Annotated in this window: 19 protein-coding genes; 14 read left to right on the top strand and 5 right to left on the bottom strand. The window is 37.2% G+C overall.

What is annotated here, in order from left to right; translation table 11 throughout:
* The first annotated feature begins 34 nt into the window (after positions 1 to 34).
* The 3 genes from J0N78_RS05905 to J0N78_RS05895 all read left to right on the top strand — a co-directional run bounded on the left by J0N78_RS05905 (position 35) and on the right by J0N78_RS05895 (position 4017).
* Positions 35 to 2227, top strand: coding sequence for a sensor domain-containing phosphodiesterase (locus J0N78_RS05905; RefSeq protein ID WP_209122090.1), 2193 nt, complete (start codon positions 35 to 37; stop codon positions 2225 to 2227).
* Between the two features lie 142 nt (positions 2228 to 2369).
* A complete protein-coding gene (locus J0N78_RS05900) occupies positions 2370 to 2615 on the top strand; it encodes a hypothetical protein (RefSeq protein WP_209122089.1) in 246 nt (81 codons plus the stop codon).
* A 94-nt stretch (positions 2616 to 2709) separates the two neighbouring features.
* Positions 2710 to 4017, top strand: a complete 1308-nt coding sequence (locus J0N78_RS05895) for a CBS domain-containing protein (RefSeq protein WP_209122088.1) — start codon at positions 2710 to 2712, stop codon at positions 4015 to 4017.
* Between the two features lie 92 nt (positions 4018 to 4109).
* Here the strand turns inward: J0N78_RS05895 and J0N78_RS05890 are convergent, their stop codons facing one another.
* Positions 4110 to 4412: a YtpI family protein gene (locus J0N78_RS05890; RefSeq protein ID WP_209122087.1), complete on the bottom strand. Its 303-nt coding sequence runs from the start codon at positions 4410 to 4412 to the stop codon at positions 4110 to 4112.
* Between the two features lie 104 nt (positions 4413 to 4516).
* Here J0N78_RS05890 and J0N78_RS05885 point away from each other — a divergent pair, with 104 nt between their 5' ends.
* A complete protein-coding gene (locus J0N78_RS05885) occupies positions 4517 to 5473 on the top strand; it encodes a DHH family phosphoesterase (RefSeq protein ID WP_209122086.1) in 957 nt (318 codons plus the stop codon).
* A gap of 77 nt (positions 5474 to 5550) precedes the next feature.
* Here the strand turns inward: J0N78_RS05885 and J0N78_RS05880 are convergent, their stop codons facing one another.
* From J0N78_RS05880 to ytrH, 3 genes are all read right to left on the bottom strand, one after another.
* Complete coding sequence (locus J0N78_RS05880; protein WP_209122085.1) at positions 5551 to 5760, bottom strand: YtzJ family protein; 210 nt, start codon at positions 5758 to 5760, stop codon at positions 5551 to 5553.
* 162 nt (positions 5761 to 5922) lie between these two features.
* The gene (gene ytrI, locus J0N78_RS05875; RefSeq protein ID WP_209122084.1) at positions 5923 to 6426 is read right to left on the bottom strand and encodes a sporulation membrane protein YtrI; all 504 of its coding nucleotides are present in this window, start codon (positions 6424 to 6426) and stop codon (positions 5923 to 5925) included.
* Positions 6427 to 6431: 5 nt separating this feature from the next.
* Positions 6432 to 6755, bottom strand: a complete 324-nt coding sequence (gene ytrH, locus J0N78_RS05870) for a sporulation membrane protein YtrH (protein ID WP_209122083.1) — start codon at positions 6753 to 6755, stop codon at positions 6432 to 6434.
* A gap of 243 nt (positions 6756 to 6998) precedes the next feature.
* Here ytrH and dnaE point away from each other — a divergent pair, with 243 nt between their 5' ends.
* From dnaE to J0N78_RS05830, 8 genes are all read left to right on the top strand, one after another.
* Positions 6999 to 10346 carry a DNA polymerase III subunit alpha gene (gene dnaE, locus J0N78_RS05865; RefSeq protein WP_209122082.1) on the top strand — a complete coding sequence of 1116 codons (3348 nt, stop codon included), beginning with the start codon at positions 6999 to 7001 and terminating at the stop codon, positions 10344 to 10346.
* A 124-nt stretch (positions 10347 to 10470) separates the two neighbouring features.
* The gene (gene ystJ / locus J0N78_RS05860; RefSeq protein WP_209122081.1) at positions 10471 to 11703 is read left to right on the top strand and encodes an NADP-dependent malic enzyme; all 1233 of its coding nucleotides are present in this window, start codon (positions 10471 to 10473) and stop codon (positions 11701 to 11703) included.
* Between the two features lie 27 nt (positions 11704 to 11730).
* On the top strand, positions 11731 to 12396 hold the full coding sequence (locus tag J0N78_RS05855; RefSeq protein ID WP_209122080.1) for a FadR/GntR family transcriptional regulator: 666 nt from the start codon (positions 11731 to 11733) through the stop codon (positions 12394 to 12396).
* Positions 12397 to 12505: 109 nt separating this feature from the next.
* Complete coding sequence (gene accD / locus J0N78_RS05850) at positions 12506 to 13348, top strand: acetyl-CoA carboxylase, carboxyltransferase subunit beta (protein ID WP_209122079.1); 843 nt, start codon at positions 12506 to 12508, stop codon at positions 13346 to 13348.
* Between the two features lie 17 nt (positions 13349 to 13365).
* Positions 13366 to 14340 (top strand): acetyl-CoA carboxylase carboxyl transferase subunit alpha, encoded by a 975-nt coding sequence (gene accA / locus J0N78_RS05845; protein ID WP_209122078.1) that lies wholly within the window; start codon positions 13366 to 13368, stop codon positions 14338 to 14340.
* A gap of 119 nt (positions 14341 to 14459) precedes the next feature.
* The gene (gene pfkA / locus J0N78_RS05840; protein WP_209122077.1) at positions 14460 to 15419 is read left to right on the top strand and encodes a 6-phosphofructokinase; all 960 of its coding nucleotides are present in this window, start codon (positions 14460 to 14462) and stop codon (positions 15417 to 15419) included.
* A gap of 81 nt (positions 15420 to 15500) precedes the next feature.
* Complete coding sequence (pyk, locus tag J0N78_RS05835; protein ID WP_209122076.1) at positions 15501 to 17255, top strand: pyruvate kinase; 1755 nt, start codon at positions 15501 to 15503, stop codon at positions 17253 to 17255.
* Between the two features lie 12 nt (positions 17256 to 17267).
* Positions 17268 to 17663 (top strand): FxsA family protein, encoded by a 396-nt coding sequence (locus tag J0N78_RS05830; RefSeq protein WP_209122075.1) that lies wholly within the window; start codon positions 17268 to 17270, stop codon positions 17661 to 17663.
* A 36-nt stretch (positions 17664 to 17699) separates the two neighbouring features.
* Here J0N78_RS05830 and ytvI read toward each other — a convergent pair whose 3' ends face one another.
* A complete protein-coding gene (gene ytvI / locus J0N78_RS05825) occupies positions 17700 to 18815 on the bottom strand; it encodes a sporulation integral membrane protein YtvI (RefSeq protein ID WP_307794906.1) in 1116 nt (371 codons plus the stop codon).
* Positions 18816 to 19090: 275 nt separating this feature from the next.
* Between ytvI and J0N78_RS05820 the strand changes: the two genes are divergently transcribed.
* Together J0N78_RS05820 and citZ are read left to right on the top strand one after the other, a co-directional pair.
* The gene (locus J0N78_RS05820) at positions 19091 to 19564 is read left to right on the top strand and encodes a DUF441 domain-containing protein (protein WP_209122074.1); all 474 of its coding nucleotides are present in this window, start codon (positions 19091 to 19093) and stop codon (positions 19562 to 19564) included.
* A gap of 220 nt (positions 19565 to 19784) precedes the next feature.
* The gene (citZ, locus tag J0N78_RS05815) at positions 19785 to 20900 is read left to right on the top strand and encodes a citrate synthase (RefSeq protein ID WP_209122073.1); all 1116 of its coding nucleotides are present in this window, start codon (positions 19785 to 19787) and stop codon (positions 20898 to 20900) included.
* Positions 20901 to 20990 lie beyond the last annotated feature (90 nt).

Raw genomic sequence — 20990 nt, 5'->3', positions numbered from 1 at the left:
TTAATTTATATCGAAGTACGAAAGGAAATGAGATATGTTTAAAAACACACAAGATACATACGTACTAAAAGCGCAAAATATAATTTTAGAAATGATTGCGACGGGCCAATCACTTGAAAGTGTATTAGAGAAAATAACGCTTGAAATTCAAGGGATTATTCCTAAAACTTTAAGTTCAATCATGCTTTTAAATAAAGAAAGAAACACGTTAGAAAATGTTATAGGACCAAGTCTAGAAAAAGAGTACATTCAAGCAATCAATGGTCAAAAAATCGGTCCAACTGCTGGGTCTTGTGGTACAGCCGCTTTCCGCAAAGAAACGGTAGTCGTAGAAGATATAGAAACAGATCCTTTATGGAAGGATTATCGCAGTTTAGCGTTAACTTACGGCTATAGAGCTTGTTATTCTATTCCTATATTGTCTTCAACTGAACAGGTGCTTGGAACTTTTGCAATATATTATCAAGAGAAGCGAAAACCAAGTCGTTTAGAACTACAGCTCATCGAGGCTTTTGCTCATTTAGCCTCGCTAACGATTGAGCATAAAAAAACGAAAGAAATGCTTTATCGTAAAGAAGAGCAGTATCGATTGGTAGCAGAAAATATATCTGATTTTATAGGAATAGTCAATCAGTACGGTTTTTTTGAGTACACTTCTCAATCTCATCAAACGTATTTAGGATATGGTCCTCAGGAACTTTTAGGGAAGAGAGCTTTTGACTTTGTGCACCCAGACGATGTTTCTAACGTAGAACAAGCTTTTATGGAGCTAGTAAGAACCAATTTACCGCAAAAAGTAGCGTATCGCTTTCGGCATCAAACCGGAAAATGGATCCACCTTGAAGGAAAAGGTACTCCAATCAAAGAACAAAATGGAGATGTCAGGCGTTATGTATATGTAGCTCGCGATGTCTCAGAACAAAAGTACAACGAAGAAAAAATCTATCGACTCGCTTATTATGATTCGCTTACAGATTTACCGAATGAAGTCCTGTTTCAAGACCACCTCACAGAAGCTTTAGAAGCTGCTAAGTACAAAAAGAACACCCTTGCTTTACTTTATATTGATATCAATCGGTTTAATTCTATTAATGATACTTGGGGGCGTGATTATGGTAATGAACTTCTAAAACTGATCGCAAAGCGCTTAACGACTTTTTATAAAAAGGTGTACCGTATTAGTGGCGATGAGTTTGTCATTATGATTAGTGATACCTCGGTAAAGGAGATCGAAAATAGCGCTAACACTCTTATCGAGGCATTTGATAAGCCATTCTCTTTAGGGCATCATCAATTACATTTAAGTATTAGTATCGGAGTAAGTTTGTATCCTGATCACGGTAAAGTAGCTGGGGAATTAGTAAAAAATGCTAATATTGCTGTTCGTTTTAGCAAGCAACGAAAAACGAGTCATTATCAATATTTTTCCTATGAAATGAGCCATACGATAGATAAACGGATGGAGCTTGAAAATAATTTACACCAGTCTATAGAAAGAGAAGAGTTTACTCTTTATTATCAACCTCAGATTGACATTCAAACAGGTAAAGTTATTGGTTCAGAAGCGTTAATTCGATGGAATAATACCGAATTAGGTCTTGTTTCGCCAGTTGATTTCATTCCGATAGCAGAAGAAACTGGATTGATTATCCCAATTGGTAAATGGGTATTACTAGAAGCTTGTAAACAGCAAAAGAAATGGTTGGATGAAGGTAATATACCAATTTCAATATCTGTTAACCTGTCTGTTCAACAGTTCTTTCAAGATGATTTAATATTGACCGTGACTGAAATACTGAAGGAAACCGATCTAGATCCACAATATCTAATCCTTGAAATTACGGAAACGGTTGTGTTGAAAGAAATAGATCAGGCTATTCGTAAGTTAGAGAAATTACGGGCTATTGGAATTAAAGTTGCATTGGATGATTTTGGGACTGGCTATTCTTCATTAAATTATCTTAAAAAGCTACCAATTGATATTGTGAAAATAGATAAATCTTTTCTGCATGATACGAATATAGATCCAAAAGCGCAGGAAATTTTAAAAACGATTATCCTGTTGATAAAACAGCTAGGATTAAAGACTTTAGTTGAAGGAGTAGAAACAGAGGAGCATTACAATTATTTAAAAGAACTTCATTGTCAAGTAGTGCAAGGCTTTTTATTTAGTGCACCTGTTCCTAGCTGGAAGTTTAGCCAATTATTAAAAAATAATTTAATATAATTCAATGATTAATTGTTGTCCTTTCTCTATTAAACAAAACGATCATAGAAGATTACACTTCTTTTTTTATTTTTTTTTCATAAGATAGAAGTAAGTTAATACTCCTTGAAAGAAGCTTACAATAACGAAAGGATGAAGAGCGATGAAACAGAGATTGTTGTTATGCTTACTTCTTGCCTTAGCAGTTGTGTATTTTGCAGTGCCAAGGATTCCGTTAGGTGACCCAGGCTTAGCTGGAGTTTTTGCGATTGCTTGGCTCCTATTTGCGTTAATAGTTGTAGGTGGAAACTTAGTTGGACTTCTTTATAGTAAGGGGAGAAGAAAAACTGTATTGCCTGCTGAAAATAAAGAGAATCAAGGAGATAAGGTGAGAAGATATAGTAGGTAACCTTGAAGTGCCTATCCCTGAACAGTATAATAGAACTAATACAGTTTTGGTATAAATAATAGATACAGTTCATGAGAAAGTGTGGTGAGGGGATATGGCAACGAAACACGAGCAAATATTACAATATATCAATGATCTAGGAATTGGTGAAAAAATTTCAGTTCGTCAAATTGCAAAGGCGCTTAATGTAAGTGAAGGGACGGCGTATCGAGCGATTAAAGAAGCTGAAAATCAAGGGTTTGTCTCAACGATAGAGCGAGTCGGTACCATTCGAATCGAAAAGAAAAAGAAAGAGAATATTGAAAAATTGACGTTTGCTGAAGTCGTTAATATTGTGGATGGCTCCGTACTTGGTGGAAGACAAGGTCTCTATAAAACGTTAAACCGATTTGTCATTGGAGCGATGAAGCTCGATGCAATGATGCGCTATGTCGACCCAGGCAATCTTTTAATTGTTGGAAACCGTTATCAAGTTCATAAAATTGCTTTAGAGGCTGGGGCTGCTGTATTAATTACAGGTGGTTTTGATACGAGTGATGAAGTTATTAAATTAGCTGATGAATTAGAACTGCCGATTATTTCGACAAGCTATGATACATTTACGGTGGCGACAATGATTAACCGTGCAATTTATGACCAGCTTATTAAAAAAGAAATCGTACTTGTTGATGATATTTTAATTCCATTACAGGATACATATTATATGACGACTGCAAATACAGTTGAAAAATGGCATGAGCTTAACCAGAAAACCGGGCATAGTCGATATCCTGTAGTTGATGAAGGATTTAGAGTTCAAGGAATGGTTACGTCAAAAGATGTTTTAGGAGTCAATCGATTAACGGCCATCGAAAAAGTAATGACGAAAAACCCGATTACAGTTAATGAACGGACATCTGTTGCGTCGGTGGCCCATGTTATGGTATGGGAAGGTATAGAGCAACTCCCAGTTGTTGACCAACAGCGGAAGCTGATTGGTGTTATTAGTCGTCAAGATGTGTTAAAAGCGCTGCAAATGGGCCAGCGGCAGCCACATGTAGGTGAAACGATTGAAGATGTTGTTACGAGTCGTTTTTCCGACCACTCAACTTCAGATCATCTATTATTTCAATGTGAAGTAACTCCGCAAATGACGAACCATTTGGGAACCTTATCATATGGTGTTGTCACAACGATCGTAACAGAAGCAGGGAGTCGAGCATTAAGAAAGTATAAAAAAGGTGATCTTGTCGTAGAAAATGTGACGCTGTATTTTATTAAACCAGTTCAAATTGATACGACGATTGATATTCACCCGAAAGTTTTAGAAATTGGAAGGAAACACGGGAAAATTGATGTTGAGCTGTATCATGACGGGGAAATTGTTGGGAAGGCGTTAATGATGGCACAGCTTCTTGACTAAATAAAAAAGAGGCAGACTCTTAAATGTCTACGCTCCTCGTACTCTTGCTTTGAGGTGTTTAGCAGTTTTGAGTCCGGCCTCTTTCGCTTTTCTTATAACTTTTCTTTTCGTTCCTCAATGACTTGTGGAAGATAGTGCTTGTAATTTTGGAACCCAAAATACGCGTTAGCTAATCCTAGTAATACAAAAATAATTCCGATAATAATATCGACTGTACTTCTAGGAAAGACAAGTAGGTTAAGACCAAAGAAAATAAGAAATGAACCTAGTGCAATATTGGCTCGAGTTTGCTGCCATTTTTTCTCGATGGTAGCAGTCGTACGCCAAAACTTTATTTTAAAGTAAATAAAGAATGCGAGCGAGATCACAATTAATATAATGAATGATTGTGTCATGTAAATAAGACCCTCCTTAGCTCTCTATCCTATAATGGACAAGCGTCATATCATATTTTATCGTGAAAGGCATAGGAAATCTAGTAATCAAAGGAGAATGACAAGTGATTGAAATAATTTTAGAAAAAATTGAAGCATATGAGACGATCATTATTCATCGCCATGAACGTCCTGACCCAGATGCGATTGGTTCACAAGCAGGGTTAGCACAGCTTATCAAGTCTAACTCACCGAATAAGAAAGTATATATTGTAGGAGAGGAAGACCCTTCATTAAGCTTTTTGGCAACGATGGATGAAGTAGAGGACTCTACCTATGAAGGAGCTTTAGTGATCGTTTGTGATACGGCAAATACAGAACGAATTAGTGATCAACGATATAATCAGGGTGATTTCCTAATAAAAATTGATCATCACCCTAATGAAGAGCCATACGGTGATATTGTTTGGGTAGATACTTCTGCAAGTTCTGTTAGTGAAATGGTAGTAGAACTTTATTTAGAGGGCAAAAAAAATGGTTACATTCTTACAGATGATGCTGCCTTCTTATTGTATGCAGGAATTGTTGGAGATACAGGGCGTTTTCGATATCCGAATACAACGACGAAAACACATCAATATACTGGTGAGTTATTACAATTTAATATCGATCAAAGTGCATTCTATTCAACCTTTTATAAAAAAGATTTGAATTTGACGCGATTAGAAGGGTATATTCTTCAACACTTTGAGGTCTATGACGATGGACTTGGAGTGATGATTTTAACAAAAGACATCCTGAAAAAATTTAACGTGACCGCTAATGAATCCTCTGTATTGGTGAATTCATTTAATGATGTAGAAGGGTTAAAGGCATGGGTGTTTTTTGTAGAAGACAGCGATAGTGAGGACATTCGCGTACGGTTACGTTCCAAAGGTCCTCATATTCATCAAATTGCACAAAAGTACCGTGGTGGTGGTCATCCAATGGCTTCTGGAGCAAAGGCGAAGGATTGGGAAGAGACGAAGTATATTATTCATGACTTACATGAAGTTTGTAAAGTTGATAATAAATTATCCTAACATTTAATACAAAAGGAAGAGGCAATCCTATTTGAACACTCTAGGAGTGAACATTTAGGACAGCCTCTCTCTTTGGTTTATTCTTTTTTGTTGGCTGGGATAAACCAAGAACCCATCTCAGTAACGTCTTCATAAACTTCAATGCCTTCTTTAGCAAGTTGTTTTTTAATCATTTCGGTTACTTCTTTTGATTCAGCGAATGCAGAATACCCAGCTTTTAACTTTTCTACTTTTTTCAAAGCCATTTCTTTTCGGTTGATCACCATTTCTTTTCCTGTAACATCCATGGTAAAGCACCTCCTACGTATTGGAGTCATTTGTACAATGAGACAAATATGCTAATTATATTATAAAGGAAATATAATCAAAATGAGAGTGTTTTGAAGTAATTTTCACAAAATTTCCTTTTCTGTTCACCAAAAGCTCGTTTACTTTCTGAGGAAAGTAGTTTATGGGGCAATTTCAATCTCCATATATAATTCTAGTGTAGTATATAAATAAATTTGTTTTGTGTTTAGTTTATATCGAGTTTCTCCGATTTGAAATACTTTGTTTTCAATAGTTTTTATCATTAAGTGTTTTGTAGCTGCAATCGTTGCAATGTCTTTTCCTTTTAAATCATTTAATTCTTTTAAAGCAGTTTGTTTCAGTTCATATAACGTTAACTCATTTAATTTTAATTTTCTTTCATTGGTAAAGTACATTTCGATATCTTGAATCGTAAGTTTTTTTTCATTTTCTTCATTCATTTTTTTTTGATCACTTCTTAAGGTCTCGAGGTTATCTTTTAATGAATTGATCGTAATTTGTTGTTTTTTAATTTCGCTTACTAGGCGTTCATTAATCGTTCCAAATTCGTAAACAAAAAATACCCATCCAATAATGATGCCCATCATAATTCCGGCAAAAAAACGTTGCCAACCTGGCCTTTTGTAATACGGGGGTACTCTCATAAAGCCTACTCCTGGGTTAGCCAGTGGATGATGGTCGTACCTGCTTGGGCGCCACAGAGGGCAGAAAAAATCATTAATAGTGTCTTGAATATATCATCGTGTGTTCCTTGAAAAAGTCCGCGTTCTAAACTAGTAAACGCATCGAAAGTGCCACCAATTGCAGCAACGATTGCCCAAATTTTTAAACTTGCAGCTAGTTCACTTATTTTTTGCAATGGGGGTTCCCCAATTAAAAATGCACTTATTCCTCCGATGATCGCTCCACCAATAATCACACCGAATGCAACGAAGAAGTCCACAACGAGAGTAGCAGCAAAATTTCGGTCCATAAAGAACCTCTCCTTTATCTATACAAGTTGATTTCCTTTCTATCATGTATAGCTCGTCTTAAGTAAGAATATGCTTGTTTTTTCCTTTCAATTTTTATACATAGTATAATAAATAGAGAAGACCGTAGAAAATGGTTAACTATTGTAGTATGGTGTCTGTAGAAATGGTGACAGGTACTTTTAGCGTAGTAAAGGTCCCTGTCACCTGTAACGTAGGACCTATAACGGGAAGGAGAAAGCTGGATGAGTTTTGTCCATCTACATTTACATACAGAATACAGTTTATTAAAAGGTGCTTGTCGAATCCGTGAGGTAGTTCAAAGGGCGAAGAACAAAGGCTTCCATGCACTAGCCATTACAGATGAAAGGGTGCTCTTTGGTGCAATTCCTTTTTATAAAGCTTGCCTTGATGAAGGGATTAAACCTATAATTGGCTTGGAATTAATGGTATCGATGGAAGATCAAGCGAAAGCATACCCGTTCCTTTTATATGCGAAAAATGAAACAGGATATGAACAGCTAATCAAACTTTCTACACTTGCTAATCGTAATCATCACCAAACTGTTGATATCAACAATGTTCTAGACTATAGTGACGGGTTAATCGTTGTTGCGGGATACGAAAACGGCCTTCTATTAGATGCTGTTCGTTCAAATGAATTTAATCAAGTGAATACTCTTATTTCTCTTTTAAAATCGAAATTTAGTTTTGATGATTTGTTTATCGAGCTTCAGGTTCACCGTAGAGAGGATCTAGTCGTAATGAACAAAATTGTTCAACTTTCTAATTCTTTAGAAGTGGATATCGTTGCTTCTAACCATGTTCATTTTACGGAAAAAGAGCATGTTTTAGCCTACCAAATTGTGAACGGTATTCGAGAAGGGAAATGGCTTGAAACGAATGACAATGGATTTGAACAGTATTACTTAAAGACAGTAGAGGAAATGAAGAACATTTTTAAAAAGTTCCCGCGTTTTCTCTCAAATACAGTTAAGATCGCAGAGCGTTGTTCGCTTTCACTAACACTCGGAACGATACAGCTACCGAAGTATCCATTATCGTCTGACGTCACAAGTGAGGATTATTTACAGGATATTTGCGAGAAGCAGCTGTCGATAAAGTACAACGAAATTACTAGCGAAATGAGAGAGAGATTACGATATGAACTTCAAGTCATTTCAAATATGGGATTTAGTGATTACTTTTTAATTGTTTGGGATTTTATGAAGTTTGCTAGAAATGAAGGAATGATTACTGGGCCAGGAAGAGGTTCTGCTGCTGGTTCACTAGTAGCCTTTCTATTAGATATTACAAAGGTTGATCCGATTCAGTACGGCTTATTATTTGAACGATTTTTAAATCCAGAACGAGTCACGATGCCAGATATCGATATAGATTTTCCAGATCACCGGCGTGATGAAGTGATTGAATATGTACGGAAAAAATACGGGCAAGAGCATGTAGCACAAATTATTACATTTGGGACACTTGCTGCAAAAGCAGCAGTTCGGGATGTTGGACGAATGATGAACATCGATTCGCTCATCATTGATAGAATAGCTAAGCTCATCCCCAATACACCTGGAATAAAATTAAAAACAGCATTAGCAGAGAATGAAAAGCTACAAAAAATGGTTGGAGATTCTACTGAAGTGAAACAGTTATACGAAGCAGCCATTTTAGTTGAAGGGTTACCACGGCATATTTCTACTCATGCCGCAGGAGTGGTGATCAGTTCAACCTCTTTAACGAAGCATGTACCTTTGTTAATTGAGGAAGAACGAGCAGCTTTAACCCAATATCCAATGGACATATTAGAAGAAATCGGTTTGCTGAAGATGGACTTTCTCGGTCTCCGCAATTTAACATTATTAGAACGAATCATAAATACTATTCAAAAGAGTACGGGTGAAACGGTCAATATAGATGAGCTACCGTTAGATGACAATAAAACGTTTGACCTTCTTTGTAAAGGTGAAACAACTGGTGTATTTCAATTAGAATCGCAAGGAATGAGGAGAGTATTACAACAGCTTCAGCCATCAAATTTTGAAGACATCGTAGCTGTAAATGCTCTTTACCGTCCTGGTCCAATGGAATTTATCGGGACCTATATTGACGGCAAGCATAAACGACGTAAAGTTATATATCCGCACCCACACCTAGAACCGATATTAAAACCAACACATGGCGTCATCGTTTATCAAGAGCAAATTATGCAAATTGCAGCAACGATGGCAGGTTTTTCATTGGGTGAAGCTGACTTATTAAGACGTGCGGTCAGCAAGAAAAAGCGGGACGTTTTAGAGGAGCAAAGGTTTCGGTTTGTGAAAGGTGCGATTAAACAAGGATATGACGAAACGAGTGCAAATGATGTATATAACATGATCGTCCGCTTTGCTAATTACGGGTTTAACCGTAGTCATGCGGTCGCCTATAGTATGATTGCCTATCAGTTAGCTTATTTAAAAGCAAACTACCCAAAACCATTTTACGCTGCGTTATTTTCAAGCGTTATCTTCCATCAAGAAAGACTGAGTCAATATATAGCCGAAGCGAAAAACCTTCAAATTAACATCCTGCCACCTCATGTAAATTATAGTTTTTATCCATTTTCTTTAGAAGAAAGTGGAATTCGTTTTGGCTTTGCGCCCATTAAACACGTGGGTGAAAAAGCATCTGTTGAGATAATTAGTGCAAGAAAACATAAGAAATATGAAGATTTGTTTGATTTTTGTGCTAGAGTTGATACGAGAATTGTAACGAAGCGAGTAATTGAGTCGCTTATTGTTGCGGGTTGTTTTGATGAATTTGGCTATCATCGCGCTCAGCTACTTGCAACGCTTGATGATGCGATGGAGTATGGTGAGGAAATTAGAAAGAATCTAGATACCGGTAGTCAATTATTTTCTATGCCAACCGAACGGCCAAGCTATTTTTCTGTTCCGCCATTTAGTGAAGAGGAGCTTCTCCATTATGAAAAAGATATGACGGGATTGTATCTTTCAGGACATCCTCTTTCAAAGTATACCGCCGTCTTAAGTTCATACAATCGTGTTCCGAGTAATCGAGTACTCATAGCCTTACGTGGAACGAAACAAACGATTGCTGGATTTTTACAAAGTGTGCGAAAGATTACGACAAAAAAAGGAGAAGAGATGGGCTTCATTCGCATACAAGATGAAGTAGGAGAAATTGAAGCCGTTATATTCCCTCAAGTTTGGCAACAATATAAACATATATTAATTGAAAAAGAATTAGTCCTTGCCGAAATAAAATTAGAAGAAAGGCAAGAAAGAAGATCTTTTATTGTGCAACATTTAGCACTACTCAAAGAATTAAAAGAAAAAAAGACTGAAGCAAGAATATTTTTACGAATACAGGAAGGTTATGAGAAAAAAGAGTTACTAGAAAAGGTGAAAGAAATCCTTTTAACGCATGATGGCGGTGCACAAGTTATTTTGTTTTATGAAAAAACAAATAAGAAAGTTGTATTAACAGATCAATACACTATTAGTAGTACAGGAAAGGAGATCGAACAACTTCAGGAAATATTAGGTAGAAAAAATGTTGTGATAAAAAGCGAATAAATAGTGTAACAGGATAACGGTTCTGGTATAATGAAGTCAGTTTATCAGTGGTCAGACCAGTTAAGTGCGTCGACCTCAATAAGTGATGGACAATAGCATAAGAGAGAGAAGGGAGAGAATGCACATGTCGACAATTAGAGAAGAAGCTCTACATATGCATCGAATCAATCAAGGGAAATTAGAATCCAAGTCTAAAGTCGCTGTACGTAATGCGAATGATTTAAGTCTTGCATACTCCCCAGGAGTCGCAGAACCTTGTAAAGAAATTTTTGATAACGTGGAAAACGTTTATGAATATACGATGAAAGGTAATATGGTTGCTGTTGTTTCCGACGGAACTGCTGTATTAGGACTTGGGAATATCGGTCCTGAGGCAGCCTTACCTGTAATGGAAGGAAAAGCAGTATTATTCAAATCATTTGCAGGGGTAGATGCATTCCCAATATGTTTAAAAACAAATGATGTTGAAAAAATCATCGAAACGGTCAAGCTCCTTGAGCCAACGTTTGGTGGTGTAAACTTAGAAGATATCGCTGCACCGAACTGCTTTGTAATTGAAGAACGTTTAAAACGAGAAACGAATATCCCTATATTCCATGACGATCAACATGGAACAGCGATTGTTACTTTAGCTGGATTGATTAATGCACTTAAATTAACAGGCAAAAAGATGTCTCAAATTAAAGTCGTTGCAAATGGTGCTGGAGCAGCAGGGATTGCGATTATTAAATTAATGCATAGTATGGGCGTACGAGATATTATAATGTGTGACTCAAAAGGTGCAATTTATGAAGGTCGCCCATACGGAATGAACGATGTTAAGGCCGAAGTAGCTAAATTTACAAACCGTGATCTTAAAGAAGGAAATCTTGAAGATGTAATTCAAGGGACAGATGTGTTTATCGGTGTTTCAGTAGCTGGTGCCCTTACTAAAGAGATGATTGAAAGCATGAATGCGGATCCGACTATTTTTGCAATGGCAAATCCTGTTCCTGAGATTATGCCAGAAGAAGCTAAAGCAGCGGGAGCAAAAGTGATTGGAACAGGTCGATCTGATTTTCCAAACCAAGTGAATAACGTTTTGGCGTTTCCGGGTATTTTCCGTGGTGCATTAGATGTTCGTGCAACACATATTAACGAAGAAATGAAAGTAGCAGCTGTTCATGCGATCGCTAATCTAGTAGGTGATGAAGAGTTAAATGAAGATTATGTAATTCCAGCTCCATTCGATTCAAGAGTAGCACCTGCAGTAGCTGCGGCAGTGGCAAAAGCAGCTATGGAAACAGGTGTAGCGCGCAAGAAAGTAGATCCTGAGCAAGTGGCCGAAAAAACGAGAAAACTTGCCGTTATTGAATAGCTCCGGGAAATAAAGGTTGTGACGATAGTGGCTAATGATCAGCCTAAAGTATATATAGAAATTATTAAACAACTTAATCAAATGATTCGTAATAATCAATTGAAGAGTGGTGACAGGCTCCCATCTGAACGTGAATTAAGTGAACGTCTTCAGGTGGGGCGTTCTTCTGTAAGGGAAGCGTTTCGAGCCTTGGAATTACTTGAATTAATTGAAACTCGTCGCGGCGAAGGTACGTATATAAAAAAAGCTGGAAGTCATCGATTAGTAGAAATTATTTTATCCTTTATATTGAATGATGAAAGTGCGAGACAAGATCTTGCTGAGACGAGGAAAATTGTTGAAGTTGAAGCTTTGCGGTTAGCCTGTCAACGAATTACTAAAGACCAGCTTGAAAGATTAAAAGCTCTCATTGAGAAATCAAAAAGTGAATGGATGCACGGAGACTTTCCTGTCGAAGAAGATTATTTGTTTCATAAAACAATTGTAGAAGCTTGTCATAACGGCCTGATGTTAAATTTATGGATTCCTTTAGTTGAGTATAATAAAGTTTCTATTCGTGAATCTTTATCTCGTGAGGGCAGACCTTTAGCGTCTATTGCTGAACACGAAGAAATCTATAATGCACTATTGAAAAAGAATGAACAAGAGGCTGTGAATGCCTTAGAAAAACATTTAAAAAATAGTCGATTTTAATCGGTATTTTGTGAACGATTGAAAGGACCGTTTATTGCGGTTTAAGAAATACTTATGATATGATTATGTAAATTTTAAATAGATCTCTAAGTTAGAGAGAGGTGTCATTGTGTTAAGAGACTTTTTTTCAAAAAAGAAAAAGTATGCTACTATACCATCTGAACGTGCAAAGCAGGAAGTCCCAGAAGGGTTAATGACAAAATGTCCATCTTGTCGGACGATTATGTACACAAAAGAGTTAAAGAAAAATTTATATGTCTGCTCATCTTGTGGACACCACCATAGAATGACGGCTTACGAGAGAATCGAAAGTCTTATTGATCAAGGGACATTTGAAGAATTTGATAAGGATATGATTGCAAAAGATCCGCTCAATTTTCCTACATATGAAGAAAAGCTTGAGCAAGACCGTAAAAAGACCGATCTAAATGAAGCAGTTGTCACGGGTCGAGGAACAATGAATGGCTACAACACTGTCATAGGCGTAATGGATGCACGTTTTCGAATGGGAAGCATGGGGTCTGTTGTTGGCGAAAAGATTACGCGTGCGATAGAACGTGCGATTGAGACAAAAGAACCTTTTATTTTGTTTTCAGCTTCAGGTGGAGCGAGAATGCAAGAAGGTGTATTAAGCCTAATGCAAATGGCAAAAACGAGTGCTGCGTTGCAGAAGTTAGATCGTGAAGGTGGACTATTTATATCGATTATGACGCACCCGACGACTGGAGGAGTCTCTGCTAGCTTTGCGTCACTAGGTGATTACAATTTTGCTGAACCGAAAGCCTTAATAGGATTTGCAGGACGAAGAATAATTGAACAAACGATACGTCAAGAGTTACCTGAAGACTTTCAAACAGCTGAATTTCTATTAAAGCATGGACAGCTTGATAGAGTCGTCCACCGTCAAGACATGAAAGATACGCTTGTAAAAGTCTTATCAATGCATCAATAAGTAAGGAGGTGGGACAGATGTCTGATTTAAGTTTTGAAAAACCTATAGTAGAACTTAAAGAAAAAATTAAAGAATTGAAGTCTTTTACCCAAGAAAAGGATATTGATTTATCTGATGAAATAGTCAAGCTCGAATCAAGACTAGAACAATTAGAAATTGAAATTTATGGGAATTTAAAACCGTGGGAGCGTGTGCAAATTGCACGTTTAGGGGATAGACCAACAACTCTAGATTATATTGAAAAATTATTTACGGATTTTATTGAGATGCATGGAGATCGTTTGTATGGCGATGATGCTGCTATTGTTAGTGGAATAGCAAAATATAAGGGACAACCCGTTACGATTATTGGACACCAACGTGGAAAAGATACGAAAGAAAACATTCGCCGTAATTTCGGTATGCCCCACCCAGAAGGATACCGAAAAGCTTTACGTTTAATGAAACAAGCGAATAAGTTTGGACGCCCGATCATTTGCTTCTTAGATACTAAAGGGGCTTACCCTGGAATGTCAGCTGAAGAAAGGGGACAAAGTGAAGCGATTGCTCGTAATTTGCTAGAAATGTCTGGATTTGAAGTTCCGATCATTTGTATTGTGATTGGTGAAGGAGCTAGCGGTGGAGCATTAGCAATTGGAGTAGGAAACCGCATTTTTATGCTTGAAAATACATGGTTTTCTGTTATTTCTCCTGAAGGTGCCGCAGCATTACTTTGGAAAGATTCAGGTCAAGCACAGCGCGCAGCAGATACGATGAAAATTACGGCTCCAGACTTGAAAGAGTTAGGTGTCATAGATGAAATTGTACCAGAAGTCAGAGGTGGTGCACATCGCGATGTGCATGAACAAGCAAAAATGATTGATCGTATAATTGAAAAATCGTTAACCGAATTATCTTCGCTTACTCCAGAGGAACTCGTCGAAGAGCGTTATCAAAAATACAAAAAAATTGGACAATATACGTTTGTAAACGATACCATCGGCATAAAATAAGGAAAAGTGCTTTCTGTTACTAATAGAAAGCACTTTTCTTTTCGAAGAAGAGCTATTGTTTTCCTTTTTTCAACGTGGTAGATTGAATATTACAGATACACACATAAGGAGGATATGATATGAAAAAAATTGGTGTGTTAACCAGTGGTGGCGATTCGCCAGGAATGAATGCTGCCATACGTGCGGTTGTTCGTAAAGCGATTTTTCACAACATAGAAGTGTACGGGGTTTATTCTGGCTATTCTGGGTTAATTTCAGGAGATATTAAAAAGCTAGAAATCGGTTCCGTCGGTGATATCATTCATCGAGGTGGAACAATGTTACATACTGCTCGCTGTGAAGAATTTAAAACGGAAGCTGGTCAGAAAAAAGCAATTGAACAACTGAATAAATTTGGTATTGAAGGCTTAGTCGTCATCGGTGGTGACGGTTCGTACCGTGGGGCACAAAAATTAACCGAGCATGGATACCCGACGATCGGGGTACCAGGTACGATTGACAATGACATTCCAGGTACTGACTTTACAATTGGCTTTGATACTGCTTTAAATACGATTATTGATGCAATTGATAAAATTCGTGATACAGCTACGTCTCATGAACGAACATATGTTGTTGAGGTCATGGGTAGAGATGCAGGTGACCTAGCTTTATGGGCTGGATTAGCTGATGGGGCTGAATCTATCATTATTCCGGAAGCACAATATGAAATGGACCAAATTGTAAGTCGACTTGAGCGTGGCCATCAACGTGGAAAAAAACATAGTATTATCATTGTCGCAGAAGGCGTAGGTAGTGGTATTGATTTTGCACAACAAATTCAAGATGCAACTCAACTCGAAACACGAGTTACGGTATTAGGTCATATTCAACGCGGAGGATCTCCAACGGCATTTGACCGCGTATTGGCGAGTCGTCTTGGAGCAAAAGCAGTAGAATTGCTATTAGAAGGCCAAGCAGGGAAAACGGTAGGAATTCAAAGTAATAAGCTTGTTTATCATGACATTAATGATATTCTTCAAGTGAAGCATAGTATTGATAACGAAATGTACAATCTATCTCAAGAACTTTCAATTTAAGATCTACAAGTGTGCAACCATCATGGAATCATCAATAAATATTAAATGTGAAGAGTTATACAATTGGATAGGGAGGATTTTATGCGTAAAACAAAAATAGTTTGTACGATTGGTCCAGCTAGTGAAACGGTTGAAAAATTAGTGTCACTCATTGAATCGGGAATGAATGTAGCGAGATTAAATTTTTCTCACGGTGATTTCGAAGAACATGGAGCGAGAATAAAAAACATCCGTGAAGCAGCTGAAATTACAGGCAAAACGGTAGCCATTTTGCTGGACACAAAAGGTCCTGAAATTAGAACACAAACAGTTGAAGGTGGCGCTGTTGAATTAAAGCAAGGACAAGAATTATTGATTTCAATGGAGGAAGTCATCGGAAATCAATCAAAAATCTCGATTACATATCCTGGACTTATTCATGACGTCCACCCTGGATCAAAAATTTTATTAGATGATGGTTTAATTGGCTTAGAAGTAATCGAAGTGGGAACAAATGAAATTCGAACAAAAGTATTAAATACTGGAGTTCTAAAAAATAAAAAAGGGGTTAACGTACCTAACGTAAGTGTAAACTTACCCGCAATTACTGATAAAGATGCTGAAGATATTAAATTTGGTGTCGATCAAGGTGTAGATTTTATCGCTGCTTCATTTGTTAGACGAGCATCAGATGTCCTTGAAATTAAAGACTTATTAGAAAAATATAATGCAGCTGACATCCACATTATTCCTAAGATTGAAAACCAAGAAGGTGTGGATAATATTGATGAAATTTTACAGGTAGCAGACGGTTTAATGGTAGCACGTGGTGATTTAGGAGTAGAAATTCCTGCTGAAGAAGTACCACTTGTTCAAAAAGAGTTAATCAAAAAATGTAATGCTGTTGCTAAACCAGTAATAACAGCTACGCAAATGTTAGATTCAATGCAACGTAATCCACGCCCAACTCGTGCTGAAGCAAGTGACGTAGCTAATGCGATTTTTGATGGAACAGATGCCATTATGCTTTCAGGCGAAACGGCAGCGGGCGATTATCCAGTTGAGTCGGTTCAAACGATGCATAATATTGCAAGACGTACGGAAGAAGCGCTGAATTACAAAGAAATGCTTTCAAAGCGCATTAAAGATACTCGAACGACGATTACAAGTGCAATTAGTCAATCTGTTTCTCATACGGCATATAATCTCAATGCATCAGCTATTTTAACAGCAACGGAAAGTGGCTATACAGCAAGAGTTACAGCTAAATACCGTCCACAGTCACCGGTAATTGCAGTAACAAGCTGTGAAAAAGTGTTACGTCGCCTTGCGTTAGTATGGGGAGTTATTCCGCTATTAGGAAGAGAAGCATCAACGACTGACGAAATGCTTGATATTACAGTACAAACTGCAATGGACTCTGGGTATGTGAACCATGGCGACTTAGTAATCATAACAGGAGGAGTTCCAGTTGGAGAAACTGGAACGACAAATTTACTTAAAGTGCATGTCATCGGTGAAGTGGTTGCAAAAGGGCAAGGGATTGGTCGGCGTACAGCTACAGGAAAAGTCGTTATTGCAACGACAGCAGAAGAAGCGAACAGTAAAGTAAATGTCGGCGATGTATTAGTCACATTAAGTACAGATAAAGACATGATTCCTGCATTTGAAAAAGCCGCTGCAGTAATTACTGAAGAAGGTGGTTTAACTTCTCATGCCGCAGTGGTCGGACTTAATTTAGGTAAGCCAGTCATTGTTGGTGTTGAACTAGCGACTGAACGATTTGCAGATGGTGAAGAAGTAACTGTCGATAGTGCAAGAGGCGATATTTACAGAGGACACGCAAGTGTTTTATAAGTAGGTTACAGTATGTTTCGATTGTTACTTTTGCTAATAATAATTGTTCCTGCATTAGAAATTGGTGTGTTAATTTTATCTGGAAATTATTTAGGGGTATGGCCGACCGTATTTCTTGTTGTACTTACAGGAGTACTCGGAGCTTGGTTAGCAAAAAGAGAAGGTCTCCAAACTCTTCGTCTAGCACAACTCCAAATGCAACAAGGACAGTTACCAAACGGTGTCATTTTAGATGGAATTTGTATTCTCGTTGGTGGAGTCGTATTACTGACTCCAGGCTTTATAACTGATTTTATTGGATTTTATTTACTCATTCCATTTACTCGTGCTACAGCTAAAGCATTATTGATGAAAATTTCCCAACGTATGATCAATAGTGGAAACTTTATATTTATTTCAAGAAAATAACCAAAAAGTAGACACGATTTCTCTTTTGTAATCGGTCTACTTTTTTTTCTGCAAGACAAAATCCCGGATATCATGAAAAACATTTGCCTTATAAATGGTGTTAAGGAAAACTAAACTGGCTGGTCCGATCATTAATCCTAAAAAGCCAAATAATTGAAAGCCGACAAATAAGGCGATTAACATCGCTAATGGATCTACTCCAATACTGCTAGACAGAACTTTAGGTTCAAGTAACTGACGTTGGAGTAAAATGATACCGTAAAGCACACAAAGGCTAATTGTTAATGATAAATGACCAGCAAAAAAGCTATACACAATCCAAGGGATAAAGATAAGCCCTGTTCCTAAGTATGGAATAAGGTCAACGATAGCAATAATAACCGCAATAGTAAAAGGATAATCAACCTGTAAAATTAGTAATCCTGATAAGACAAATACAAAAGTGATTGTAATTAATGTAAGCTGGCCAACAATATAGCCGAAGAGCGCTTGTTTTAAATCATTCAGTACTTTAGTAGAACTCTCAATTACCTTATGTGGTAAGGCTTTTCGGAAGAACCGGGTGAGTTTATACCAGTCCTTACTAATAAAAAAGCTAGCCATTAACGTAAAAAGAAATACGGTTGCTAAGTTAGGTAATGAAAGGAGAAAGTCTGATAAACCATTAAATAGTTTCTGTACGGCTGCCCCTGCGTTGGTTGCTATTTGCGAACTAAATGTTTGGATATAGTTCATAATCGTTGACTGCTGTTCGGCTTCTAAAGAATTAATAGAGCGGATCACCTGTTCATAAAATGGAAGTAACGTTGTGAAGAAAAACCCTTCCATATAAAGGACAAGTGCTTTTATATGATATGGTAGTACTTTAGCTAAATGATTAGACCCAGAGATAATTTCAGCAATAAATAATGTAATTAATCCTGAAAATAATACAAAAATGAACAGTAGTGAGATTAGGACAGCGATGGCTCGGTTTAATTTCCAATGAAACTCCAGAAAATTGACGAGTGGATTAATAAGGAATGCAAGAATAAATCCAAATATAAAGGGGTACGTTACCGATGTAACAAAATATGAACTATATATAACTAGTAAGATTACTAAAATGACAAAAACCGTTCGTAAAGCCATTGTTATCTGTTCTTTGTTCACTAGATTACCCCCCTCATGTCCTTGCTTGTACCATCATATGAAAAGCGAGGAAAAAAAATGAGGAACGAATATAGATTTGTAAGTATTTCACAAACCCTTAATAGAATTCACTTGTATTTTATAGCAAATTACTATCATAGGTAATTATTCCGTCCCTTTAATTACTATATATTCGTTTAAAAAATAACCTACTATTATGAAACATAGCGAATGAAGCAAAAATATGGTATGATGAGTAGTGAGGATTGTCTATGGAGGAAGGATGAACAGTTAATTTGTTGTCTCAATCATCATTGTTTTTACTGATATTACTCGTTATTAGCTGGTTAGGGAAAAATCAGTCTTTACTAGTAGCAGTTGTTGCACTCTTACTATTAAAATGGACAGGGCTTGGCGACAAACTCTTCCCACTAATACAGGCTAAGGGGATAAATTGGGGGGTAACAATACTCACAATTGCCGTTCTCGTACCGATTGCAACAGGGGAAATAGGTTTTAAACAACTTACAGACTCTCTTAAATCTTCTTATGCATGGATAGCACTTTTTTCCGGTATAGCTGTAGCAATAATTGCTGCAAGCGGGGTAGATTTATTAAAGAATGACCCCCATATTACTACAGCGCTAGTGCTAGGAACGATCATGGCAGTTGTGTTATTTAAAGGTATTGCTGTAGGACCTTTAATCGCCGCAGGAATCGCTTATTTGATCATACAAATCATATCATTTTTTACGGCAAACGGGAGCTGATTCTCTCCCTTGTTGATTTTTATCAGAAAAATCAGATTAATTAAACTTTTGCAGCAGGCGATGAATATGTCGATTAAACGTTCACAAAACTTTAAAAAATGTTTATAATGTAAGTTGATTGAAACTTCCTTCCTACATAGTTTTTAGATGGAAATGTAAGCATTTACTTTCCTTCGTGTAAATCTGTATGAATAAAACAGGGTAAAGGAGAGGTTGAGAAATGAGTACTACTCGTGGTCTTGAAGGAATTGTAGCAACAACTTCTAGTGTAAGTTCGATTATTGACAGTGTTTTAACTTATCAGGGATATAATATTGATGATCTAGCTGATAATGCAACATTTGAGGAAGTCATTTATCTTCTTTGGTACGGTAGATTACCAAAGCAAGATGAGCTTGACCAATTAACAAAGGATCTTGCAGATAATGCAGATATTCCTCAAGAAGTTATTGAATTTATGAAAGCTTATCCGAATAATGATGTTCATCCTATGGCTGCTCTTCGTACAGCGGTATCTAGTTTAGCTCTTTATGACGACAAAGCTGATGAAATGGACGAGCAAGCCAATCGTGAGAAGGCAATTCGTTTACAAGCAAAAATTCCAACGCTTGTAACTGCATTTTCTCGTATTCGCGAAGGTAAAGAGCCAATCGCACCACGTAAGGATTTAGGCTTTGCTGCAAACTTCTTATACACTTTAACAGGAGAAGAGCCTGATGCAATCGCAGTTAATGCATTTGATAAAGCTTTAGTACTTCACGCTGACCATGAGTTGAATGCGTCAACGTTTACTGCTCGTGTCTGTGTTGCGACTCTTTCAGATGTTTATTCTGGAATTACAGCAGCGATTGGGGCATTAAAAGGTCCGTTGCATGGTGGAGCTAATGAAGCAGTAATGAAAATGTTACACGAAATCGGTGAAGTAGAAAATGTTGAACCATATATTCGTCGTGCATTAGATAATAAAGAAAAAATTATGGGCTTCGGTCACCGTGTGTATAAAGACGGGGACCCACGTGCAAAGCATTTACGTGAAATGTCCAAAAAGTTAACGACTATTACCGGTGAACCTAAATGGTATGAAATGTCTGTGAAAATTGAAGAAATGGTAACAGGCGAGAAAGGTTTATTACCAAACGTTGATTTTTACTCAGCAAGTGTATACCATAGTCTCGGTATTAAATATGACTTATTCACACCAATCTTTGCTGTGAGCCGTACGTCAGGATGGTTGGCTCACATCTTAGAACAATACAGCAATAACCGTTTAATCCGTCCACGTGCAGAGTATGTTGGTCCGGACAAGCAAGTTTACGTTCCGATTGACCAACGTTAATAAGATTAGTATTGTATAATGTCAGGAGGGGGAAACTCCTCCTTGTACATATTTTATTAATAAAAAACAAACAAAGTTTTTTATTAAATC

It is taken from the genome of Alkalihalobacillus sp. BA299 (assembly GCF_017745675.1).
GTDB lineage: Bacteria > Bacillota > Bacilli > Bacillales > Bacillaceae_F > Alkalihalobacterium.
This window is presented reverse-complemented; position numbering and strand designations above follow the sequence as displayed.